The sequence below is a fragment of the Alteromonas sp. 14N.309.X.WAT.G.H12 genome, assembly GCF_036697315.1.
Lineage (GTDB): Bacteria > Pseudomonadota > Gammaproteobacteria > Enterobacterales > Alteromonadaceae > Alteromonas.
The window spans coordinates 1-11,087 of sequence record NZ_JBAHZB010000111.1; the positions used below are offsets into that span (position 1 = coordinate 1).

The 11,087-nt window shown below is 46.7% G+C and carries 6 protein-coding genes; 3 read left to right on the forward strand and 3 right to left on the reverse strand.

The features are described 5' to 3' along the window. Nucleotides 1-33: 33 nt before the first annotated feature. Together prpF and add are read left to right on the forward strand one after the other, a co-directional pair. A complete protein-coding gene (gene prpF, locus V5298_RS17665) occupies nucleotides 34-1,218 on the forward strand; it encodes a 2-methylaconitate cis-trans isomerase PrpF (RefSeq protein ID WP_332932752.1) in 1,185 nt (394 codons plus the stop codon). A 224-nt stretch (nucleotides 1,219-1,442) separates the two neighbouring features. Next, entirely contained in the window at nucleotides 1,443-2,453 is a 1,011-nt protein-coding gene (gene add / locus V5298_RS17670; RefSeq protein WP_332932753.1) for an adenosine deaminase, read from the forward strand. A 76-nt stretch (nucleotides 2,454-2,529) separates the two neighbouring features. Here add and V5298_RS17675 read toward each other — a convergent pair whose 3' ends face one another. The 3 genes from V5298_RS17675 to arcB are packed head-to-tail and all read right to left on the reverse strand — an operon-like array spanning nucleotide 2,530 to nucleotide 7,002. Beyond that, complete coding sequence (locus tag V5298_RS17675; protein ID WP_332932754.1) at nucleotides 2,530-4,095, reverse strand: PH domain-containing protein; 1,566 nt, start codon at nucleotides 4,093-4,095, stop codon at nucleotides 2,530-2,532. Beyond that, nucleotides 4,095-4,634 carry a PH domain-containing protein gene (locus tag V5298_RS17680; protein ID WP_332932755.1) on the reverse strand — a complete coding sequence of 180 codons (540 nt, stop codon included), beginning with the start codon at nucleotides 4,632-4,634 and terminating at the stop codon, nucleotides 4,095-4,097. Before V5298_RS17680 ends, V5298_RS17675 begins: the two co-directional genes overlap by 1 nt. Before the next feature lie 10 nt (nucleotides 4,635-4,644). Beyond that, entirely contained in the window at nucleotides 4,645-7,002 is a 2,358-nt protein-coding gene (gene arcB, locus V5298_RS17685; protein WP_332932756.1) for an aerobic respiration two-component sensor histidine kinase ArcB, read from the reverse strand. A gap of 1,011 nt (nucleotides 7,003-8,013) precedes the next feature. Between arcB and gltB the strand changes: the two genes are divergently transcribed. Beyond that, nucleotides 8,014-11,087 (forward strand): glutamate synthase large subunit (gene gltB / locus V5298_RS17690; RefSeq protein ID WP_332932757.1); only part of this gene is annotated, 3,074 nt, incomplete at its 3' end.

Genomic DNA, 11,087 nt, shown 5'->3' on the forward strand with positions numbered 1-11,087 from the left:
GCCGAAGACACTGTTGCCCCTTAAGGAGTATCTATGACATTTGCGCCACAAATTAAAATCCCCGCAACCTATATGCGGGGAGGCACCAGTAAAGGGGTGTTTTTCAAGCTCTCAGATCTTCCGCAAGAGGCCCAGCAGCCAGGGAAGATCCGCGATGCCCTTCTGCTAAGGGTAATTGGTAGCCCCGATCCCTATGGAAAACACACCGATGGGATGGGCGGAGCCACATCAAGCACCAGTAAAACCGTGATCTTATCCAAAAGTGAACGACCTGGGTTTGATGTGGACTACCTGTTCGGTCAGGTCGCCATCGACAAGCCCTTTGTTGACTGGTCAGGGAACTGCGGCAATTTAACCGCCGCCGTTGGCGCGTTTGCCATCACTAACCATTTAGTTGATGCCGAGCGTATTCCCACAAACGGTATGGCTACGGTGAATATCTGGCAACAGAATATCGGCAAAGCCATTACCGCAAAAATTCCCATTTCCAATGGCGTCGTGCAGGAAACTGGCGATTTTGAACTTGATGGCGTGACCTTTCCCGCCGCAGAGGTCGAAGTGGCGTTTTTAGATCCTGCTGACGGCGAAGGCGCCATGTTTCCCACGGGAAATCTGGTGGATGAGTTGACTGTTCCCGGTGTAGGCACAATACCAGCAACCTTAATCAATGCCGGCATTCCCACTATTTTTGTGAATGCCCAGGACATTGGATATCAAGGTACAGAACTGCAAACCGATATCAACAACGACACCGACGCATTGGCGAAGTTAGAAACCATCCGTGCATACGGCGCGGTGAAAATGGGACTTATTGACGATATCAGTGAAGCAGCCTCTCGCCAACATACGCCTAAGGTCGCTTTTGTCAGTGCACCGGCTGATTACACCGCATCCAGCGGTAAAAAAATCAGTGCCCTTGATATCGATCTCAATGTACGAGCGGTTTCTATGGGTAAGCTACATCATGCCATGATGGGCACCGCTGCCGTGGCTATCGGCACTGCGGCAACCATTCCCGGCACCTTGGTTAACAAAGCCGCCGGCGGTGGCGAACGTAGTCATGTGGTGTTTGGTCATCCTTCAGGTACGCTAAAAGTCGGCGCCCAAGCCGAAATGCTAAAAGGCGACTGGACGGTGAAAAAGGTGGTCATGAGCAGAAGCGCCCGTGTATTGATGGAAGGACGGGTTTGTGTGCCCGGCGATGTCCTTAATCCCTAACCCCTTTAGAGCGCACTAAATAAGTGCGCTCTCCCCTTTTATGTGTTCCTTTTGCGGCTTAAACGAGGAAGTTATCCACTGCGGTACATTTTCCGTTATCGGTTACCACACATTATTAGCGCAAATTCAGTAATTTACCTGTATCTAAAGAAAAAGTAGGCATGTATTTGTCTGCGGTACTTTACTTGCATCTTGTACAGACTTTGTCATCACAGGAATACACCATGCGCGACTTTATCGAGAACATGCCCAAAGCGGAACTTCATGTTCACATTGAAGGTACCCTTGAACCGGAACTCAGTTTTGCTCTGGCAGAAAAAAATAATATCCCGCTACCATTTCCTTCCCCGGAAGCACTTATTGCCGCCTATGATTTTCACGACTTACCTTCTTTTTTAAAAATCTATTATGCCGGCATGAGCGTGCTCATCGAAGAAGAAGATTTTTACCGTTTAACCTGGGATTATCTGGAAAAAGCCGCCTCACAAAATATTGTCTATACCGAGCTGTTTTTTGATCCCCAAGGCCATACTACCCGGGGCGTTGCCTTTGAAACCGTGATCACCGGCATTCACAAAGCGCAAATGGCAGCAAAAGAGAAACTGGGCATCGATTCGCAGCTTATTCTTTGTTTTCTTCGTGATATGTCGGCGGAATCAGCCATGACCCATTTACGCATGGCAGAGCCCTATCTCGACTGGCTAGTTGGGGTTGGTCTCGACTCTGATGAACTGAACAATCCCCCCGTTAAATTTAAAGAGGTGTTTTCTCTTGCCAGACAGTGGGGACTGAAACTCACCATGCATTGCGATGTGAATCAGAAAAATACACAGGAGCATATTACGCAGGTACTTGACGACATTCAGGTGGATCGCATTGACCATGGTGTGAATGCGCTAGAATCAGACGCCTTATGTGAAAAGATAAAAGCCAAACAGCTCGGTTTGACTGTTTGCCCTGTGTCCAATCGCTTTGTGGTGCAGTCGTTAACATCAAACGAAATTAAAGCAATGCTGGAAAAAGGGCTGTTAGCGACCATCAATTCCGATGATCCGGCCTATTTTAGGGCCTACCTCAATGAGAATTTTATTGCCCTGCAAGAAGAAGGTCACTTTAGTAAAGACCAATTGCTTACGCTAGCGGGCAATGCCTTTAAAGTGGCGTGGTTAGAAAGCGACGAAAAAGAACACTATCTGTCAAAACTCAATGCGTACGCACAAACAGCCGTAGCCTAAGCTTACTCTGATAACACTAAGGCTATTCACCCCGTGCCTTAGTGTTATATCTGCCCCTGATGAACCATGCCATCACCTACATCCAGGAACGGCGTTGGGATTCCACTTCCCATAACACCCGGTTAGCCAAATAAAGGGCTTGCTGGTAAGGCAGAAAGGGCACAGACACTTCACCGCTGGCAAGTATAAAGCGAATATTCGCCAGGTCGCGTCTACGCATAAAAAGGCTTTGTGAAATCACCACCTGCTGCACCTTGTGTAAGGCAAAACAATAGCGGTCGATCCCCACAAGCCCTTTACGTACATAACAATATTGCGTATCGATGGCAATGCCCCAACGACGCCAGCGCACATAAACGATACCAGACAACACTACCGCCATCGCGAGTGCTGGCAACACCGCCAACACCCCCAATTCCACGTAGGCCAGCGCCAATATGAGACTACTGATGGGCAATACAAACCAGAACAGGTAGCGGGAAATGAAGCGCCGATGAATACGCGTAAACGGGATCTGATAAAGTTGATTAGCTGGCATCCCATCCATAGCAAGGATCTTAGCTTCTGGGTATGTCACCGAAGGAACCAGTAACTTACTGGTGGAATGCAGTTCTTGCTCTGCCTGGCGTCCGGTTTTATTTTGTTCAAAAAAGAGATTGGCCCGTTTAAGCAGATAGTCCAGCCAATCTTGTTTGATGCTGATTTTCTGGATCCGACTTTGCCGCATGCTCACTTCTTGCAGACTAAATAAACCGGAACGACGAATATAACGGTCGGAGGTACGACTAAGGGTATAATTGTAATAGGTGATCACAGCCCCAGCCACAGAAGCACTTGCCATTATCCCTAACGCAAGTAGCATCAACGAAATCACATACAAAGAAAGTTGCCACCAGGCTACCTGTTCTGAGGGGAACAAGACCTCTAAGGACAACCCCATGGCGTCTAGCCAACCGTAAAAAGCACTGCCAATATCATCATAAAAAGGGGCAAGGGCACCTAAGATGATCCACACCCGATTATTCGTTAATCCGTGGAGGATCAGATCCTTCACCTCTCTGCGGTTAATCACGGTTTCGGTTAAAAGGGGCGACGTTTCATTTTCACTTTTCTCGGATGGAGCATCACCATCTTGATCATCTTGGTCATTGTCACCGGCCGAAAGAATTTGCTGGCGCAATCCTTGTGCATCCGCAATGGTGATGGCCACAATTTTAGCTTCTTCTTCTGCAGAACCGGCGGTATCAAGAACCAGTACCGCATATTGGGTCAAACGGTAATAAAAGGGGCGCTCAATTTTGACGTTTTGGATCCGCCAAAAGGGTAAATTGATATTTCTACGCTTTAACACCCCGGATCGAATTTCCACATGACGATGATGGACACGGTAATGATAAAACCAAAAGCTCATAAAGCCGCTGCAAATAATGACAATCACCAACACTACGAGACCGGGTATAAAAAACGTCGACCCTTGAATATCCGTGGAGGAAACCGAATAGGCAAGCACAGAAATGGCAACGATGAACTGACGTACAAATTGCAAGGTTGTGGAAATGATAAAGTACAGTATGGACACCAGGGGCAAACGTTGCCATGGCGTATTCCCTGTCCCCGTTTGCGGCCTGTCACTGTCTCCCATTAGCGCGCACCTATGTCCTTATGGGCTAAAATAAACTGTCTGATTTTCTGTGCCTGGGCAATAGGCAAACCGGGAATTTCAAAGGTATGCCCAGCGCCACCGGCAGAAAACACCTGTAACTTCGCCAGCCCAGCAAGGCGGTCTAGTGGGCCCCGTTTTAACTCAATATGCTGAATACGTAAAATGGGCTGACTTACCAACCGGCGAAAGATCAATCCTTGGGTTAATGAAAGATCCTGCTCGCGCAAGGCATACTTAATTTGTTTGTCGGCAAACCATTGATAAACCGCCAACAAGGTGCCCATAATCGGGATCACCATCAGCCCGTAATAGCTGACAGCAAACAGTGGCGCTGGCAGCACGGTAAAAGGCTGAAAACGCACGCCAAGGGCGATGAGCAAAAGTACGGTGGTGATGGTCACTACGATCCCCAGATTCACCTTGCCATAAGCCGCCGATATGGGCGCAAAAGCCAGCTCAGCTAAATCAGGCAGTGTCTGGGGTGATACCGTTTTATTACTAAAGACCTCATCGGACATGGCGTAAAGGTTAATCCTCAATCATCTGCTGATTAAGCCAGTCTTGCAGCGTTTTCATATCGTGTGCCACCGCCATCTGCAGTTCTTCCACCCAATCGTGCACATTCTGCCACCAAGCAGGGTGATCACCTTGTTGAATTTGATTGGCAATACGCTGCACACGGGCCAGACCCACAGAGCCCGCGGCCCCTTTAATCTTGTGGGCTTGTGAACACACTTCTGACTTTTCATCTGCACTTAGGCTCAGTTGCAGGATCTCCATGTATTCCGGCATTTTTTCTTGGAACACTTTTACGCTGGCCCGCACCATATCTTCACCAATGGTGTCGATAAGCATTTGCAGCAACTCTAGATCCAAAATCGTGGACAACACTTTGCTGGTGTCACTTTTCGGCTTGCTGGCCACTTCCGTATCAAGAGGCGCGGCAGGCTCAGTAAATAAACTATTGAACACTTCAATGACGCGACTTTTCTTGATGGGTTTAGCAATGACATCATCCATGCCATTTTGCAGGTATTCTTCTCGCTTTCTAATCACGTTAGCGGTAAGAGCAACCATCGGTGTTCCCATCACCAGATCTTCATCTCGTAATGTATTGGCTACATCAAAGCCGGTCATATCCGGAAGCTGGATATCTAACAATATAAGGTCGTAATGGTTTTCTCTGGCCTTATCGATAGCTTCTTGCCCCGTCATTGCCACGTCAACCGTCTGCCCCAGTTTTTCGAGCAACGCTTTTGCGACCATCACATTTAACTCAATATCTTCCACCAGCAAAATATTAAGATCGGTAACCTGTAATTGTGAAACCTGCATCGGCCGTTTTGATATTTGCAGTGGCAATGTAATTTTAAAACGGGTGCCCTTACCCACTTCACTGGAAACCTCAATGGTACCGTGCATGAGATCCACCATCTGCTTACAAATGGCCAAACCAATACCTGTGCCGGTGGCCGATTGATGATCAGGATGATCCACCTGATAATACATGGCAAATATTTTGTCGATTTCCCCTTCAGGAATGCCCACACCAGTATCTTCAATGATGTAGGTCACTGATGTCATGTCATCTTTGGCCTGGCTGGCGGACACACTTAAACTTACGTGGCCTTTTTGTGTAAACTTCACCGCATTAAACAGGATATTCCACAGAATTTGACGTAATCGGGTGCCGTCGACTTCAACTAAATCCGGCAGCGGCTCGATAATATTGGTTTTTAATTCCAGTGACTTATCCGCAGCCAGCAGACGAATTATACTGGACAGCTCTTGGGTAAAGTCCCGTAATGAGACGGTTTTTAAGCTCAATTCCAACTTATCTCGATCAAGCTTATCGAGATCGATAATATCGTTAAATATATTCCCTAAAGTGATGGCGCTGGCATAAATGGTACTTACCCAACTGAATTGCTCTTCCGTCAACTCAGTGTCGCGCAACATGCGGCTTAACCCCACAATACCGTTTAACGGCGTACGCAGTTCGTGAGAAATCGTAGCAATGAATCGAGTTTTATCCGTACTGGCTTTTGCTGCGGCATTCTCTGCTTGCTTACGCTCTGTCATATCACGGCCAAAGGCGAGCAATCCAAGACGTTTGCCTTCATTGTCGAAAAAGGGAACCCGCTTCATTTCAAAGTAACGACGGCGACCATCGGCAAAGCGCAACCACAACTCTTCGGTCATGCCCGCATTATTTTCCAAGACTTCATGGTCCGAGGCCACGATTTGACGGGCTAATTCTTCCTCAAACACGTCATGCAGCGTTAATCCCACCAGTTCTTCTTCGGTTTTACCCGTTAGCATTTCGGCAATACGGTTACAGCCGGCAAAACGCCCTTCTTCATTGCGGTAATAAATAAGATCCGGTGAGGCATCGATAATGGAACGGAAAAGAATGGAAAGGTGACGTGCCTGCTGTTCTGACTGGGATTTTTCTTCAATCTCTTTTTCCAGATCTTTAAATACGGCTTCCCGGTCTTCCTGTGCTTTACGCCGTTGCTCTATTTCATGATTGAGCTGGCGAATATTGCTCTGCAATTCCCGATTTAGAAATACATCTTCTTCACGTAGGCGCTCCAGTTGACTCACCACTTCTTTAAGATTTGTCCGCGAGGTTTCAAGTTGCTTAACCAATTCACTTAAAAAGTACAAGACCCAGGGCGCTGACAACATGGTCAGTACCACAGCAATGATAAAATCATCCGGTTGTACTTTATACCCCATGGCCACACGAATAACGTATGAACCGCCCAGGGTAAAAACCAGCGTAACCACCACAAATAAGAGGCTTAATTTAAGTGTACCGAAACGCTTTATAAATTGAGCAAACTTAATGGCCCATGAATCGTTAGGTGAGTCTTGATGCATAAAAACAAACTGCAGAGTAAATCTAGTCTTAATGCACTTATATCACGGTAAGATACTAAAGCCTACTGCCTAGGCCACATTCAAAGAAGAGAAAACAAAAAAAGTGGGGGGAAGTGTCTCTGTATAACGACATAGTTGCGCTATGATAGTGCAGGACGCGGGAAGTTGGGACACGTAAACGCCTTCCCGCGTACTGTTAAACTCCTTAATTGTAGCCAGGCACCGCGACGCCATCCATATCTTCATCATCAAATAATTCATATCTCATTGTTTTGTCTCCAAAAAACCTGTAATAGTACCGCAATATTTTATAAGCGCATTGACGGTGGATGTTCCAGCAACTGGTTGTTAGTGCGTGACCCCCTTCCACCGTTATATTAACTTAAGCAAAACCTTGACCAACTTAGCGTCTGAACAGTTTTTTTTATGCTTTTTGCTCATCCTTTGCACTCTTAACTTTCCCGCTGTATATTGGTATTAAATAGACCGTGTCAAAAGAACATAGGTACTCGGCGAAAAGTCGGTAGTCTGTCAACAAATTATAATCATTCGTTTTTACCCGCCTAAAACTATATAATTAAACATAAAAAATGAATGATTATTCAAAATAAAAAAAATTAAACAGTCTACTAAGTAGTGTGATTATTCCTTGGTGATATAATTTTAGCCACTAAGCACAAAATATAACCACACTCTACATCTAGCCAACCTTTTGAATTAAAAAAGATTTTTCGCAAAAACAAAAAATTCAGGATATCAGTCGTTTATTATCATTTGATTTTGCTTGGCAATGTATGTATTTTGTACGGCCCGCTAAGCAATCATGCATAAAAATGCGGTTAACGACTGGCGTCCTACTAATAATAATTAACGACATTAATAGACGTTACAGAAATGGTTTTTTCCATCTCAAATAGACGTCTGTATTAAAATTGTTGCGATGCGCGCCCCTTCGCGGACCACGATCCAACACATGCCTTGCCCAGTCGAAGGTTGAAGGAGTTTTTAAAGATGAGTTTATACAATCCCAATGATTCCCGGGATAACTGTGGTTTTGGTTTAATCGCCCACACCCATGGGGAAGCCAGTCACACACTGGTAGAAACTGCTATTCAAGGCCTGGATAGAATGCAGCACCGAGGTGGTATTGCCGCTGACGGTAAAACCGGTGATGGTTGTGGCCTACTGTTACAAAAGCCGGATGCCTTCTTTCAGGCTGTTGCCGATGAAAATGGTTGGAAATTGAGTAAAAAATATGCCGTTGGTATGGTTTTTCTCAATCAGGACAAAGCACTGGCGCAAGCCGCCCGAGACGTGCTTAACGAAGAGCTAGAAAAAGAAACCCTTACCGTTGTGGGATGGCGCGCGGTGCCTGTAAACCATGACGTATTGGGTGAACTGGCTCTTTCCGGCGTTCCACAGATCGAACAAGTCTTCGTGAATGCCCCAGCAGGTTGGCGGAAAAGAGATCTTGAACGTCGTTTATTTATGGTGCGCAGACGTGCCGAAAAACGCCTCGAAGCCGATCCCGATTTCTACGTAGCCTGTTTATCTGGCTTAGTGACCATCTATAAAGGCTTGGTCATGCCCCGAGATTTACCGGCTTTTTACCTCGATTTAGCCGACGAAAGACTGAAAAGCGCCATTTGTGTCTTTCACCAACGCTTTTCAACCAATACGTTACCTAAGTGGCCTCTGGCACAGCCGTTCCGTTTTCTTGCTCACAATGGTGAAATTAACACCATTAAAGGCAACCGGGATTGGGCATTGGCGCGTTCTGGCAAGTTTTCCACGCCCCTTATTCCCGATCTTAAAGACGCAGCCCCCTATGTGAATACCCACGGGTCGGATTCCTCGTCACTGGATAACATGCTTGAGCTGTTTCTTGCTGGCGGTATGGATTTATTCCGCGCCATGCGACTACTGGTTCCACCTGCGTATCAAAATAACGCCACCATGGATGAGAATCTTCGTGCATTCTACGAATTTAACTCCATGCATATGGAACCCTGGGATGGCCCAGCAGGTATCGTATTGACCAATGGTCGACACGTAGCCTGTAACCTCGACCGTAATGGCCTGCGACCAGCCCGCTATGTGATCACTAAAAACGGCTTTATTACCCTAGCCTCAGAAGTGGGCATTTGGGATTACGATCAAAAAGATGTGATAGAAAAAGGCCGTGTGGGCCCTGGCGAAATGCTGGCGGTTGATACCTACACCGGCAAAATTTGGCGTTCTAATGAAATTGACGCCGACCTTAAAGATCGCCATCCCTATAAAGAATGGTTAGAAAAACATATTCGTCATTTAGCACCTATTGAAGAGGTTGACTCCTCCGAGTTGGGCAAGCGGGTATTTGACGATGACACCATCGGTGTTTATCACAAGCTATTTAACTATAGCTATGAAGAAATTCAGCAAATCATCAAGGTGCTGGCCAAAGATGGCCAAGAAGCCGTGGGCTCCATGGGCGATGATACGCCAATGGCCGTACTCTCTTCTAAGAGCCGCACAATTTATGATTATTTCCGCCAGCAGTTTGCACAGGTAACGAACCCTCCCATAGATCCACTACGCGAAAACCACGTTATGTCCTTAGCGACATGTATTGGTCGTGAACAAAACGTATTTAGCGAGACCTCCGGTTACGCAAACCGCGTGCTGTTTAATTCACCGGTATTGGTTTATACCGACTTAAAACAGTTACGGGAATTCGATTCTGAGTATTACTACTCCGAAAAAGTCGAATTACAATACAAGCAGGAAGAAGGGCTGCGTAAAGCCATTGAACGTATTTGTGACGAGGTGGAATATCTGGTCAGACAAAAACGGGCCGCCTTCGTCATTTTGTCTGATCGCAACATCAAAAAAGACCGACTGACCATTCCGGCAGCCATGGCCACCGGTGCGGTTCACCGTCGTCTTGTCGATAAGCAAATGCGCTGCGACGCCAATATTGTGGTAGAAACCGCCAGCGCCCGTGACCCTCATCATTTTGCTGTTTTAATTGGACTAGGTGCAACGGCCATTTATCCGTTCCTCGCCTATGAAACCATCGAACAGCTTTGTGAAAAAGGGGAGCTTACCTGCAGTGTCACTGACGCTGTACTGAACTATCGTAAGGGCATTAACAAAGGTCTGTATAAGATCATGTCCAAAATGGGGATCAGTACCGTTGCCAGTTATCGCTCGTCGAAACTGTTTGAAGCCATCGGCATCAATAACGAGGTTATCAACCTTTGCTTTAACGGTGTACCTTCTCGTATTCAAGGCGCAGGTTTTGAAGACTTCGAGCAAGATATTATCAATCAGAATCGTATCGCCTGGCTGAAACGCAAACCCCTCTCTCACGGTGGCTTGCTTAAATACGTCCACGATGGGGAATATCACGCCTATAATCCGGATGTGGTTAAGTCATTGCAAACGGCTGTGGTATCAGGCGACTATGCTGATTATCAGGTGTATGCAAAGCATGTTAACGAACGTGCGCCGTCCCATTTCCGCGATCTACTGGCATTAAATTCGCCCAATGAGGCAATCGATATCAGTGAAGTGGAAGAAGATACCCATCTGTTCCGCCGTTTTGATACTGCTGCCATGTCAATTGGCGCGTTGAGCCCTGAAGCTCATGAAGCCTTAGCCATTGCCATGAACCGTTTGGGCGGACAATCAAACTCCGGTGAAGGTGGCGAACATCCTTCACGTTTTGGCACAGAGAAAAATTCCAAGATTAAGCAGGTCGCTTCGGGTCGCTTTGGTGTGACACCCCATTATTTGGTGAATGCCAACGTGATTCAAATTAAGGTCGCCCAGGGTGCCAAGCCCGGTGAAGGCGGTCAGTTACCTGGTGACAAGGTAAACAAATACATTGCCCAGTTACGTTTCTCCGTACCCGGCGTGACCCTGATTTCACCGCCGCCCCATCACGATATTTATTCTATCGAAGATTTGGCCCAGTTGATTTTCGACTTAAAACAGGTGAATCCAAGCGCCCTTATATCGGTCAAATTGGTTTCTGAACCTGGCGTAGGTACCATTGCAACGGGTGTTGCGAAAGCCTATGCGGATTTAATCACTATCTC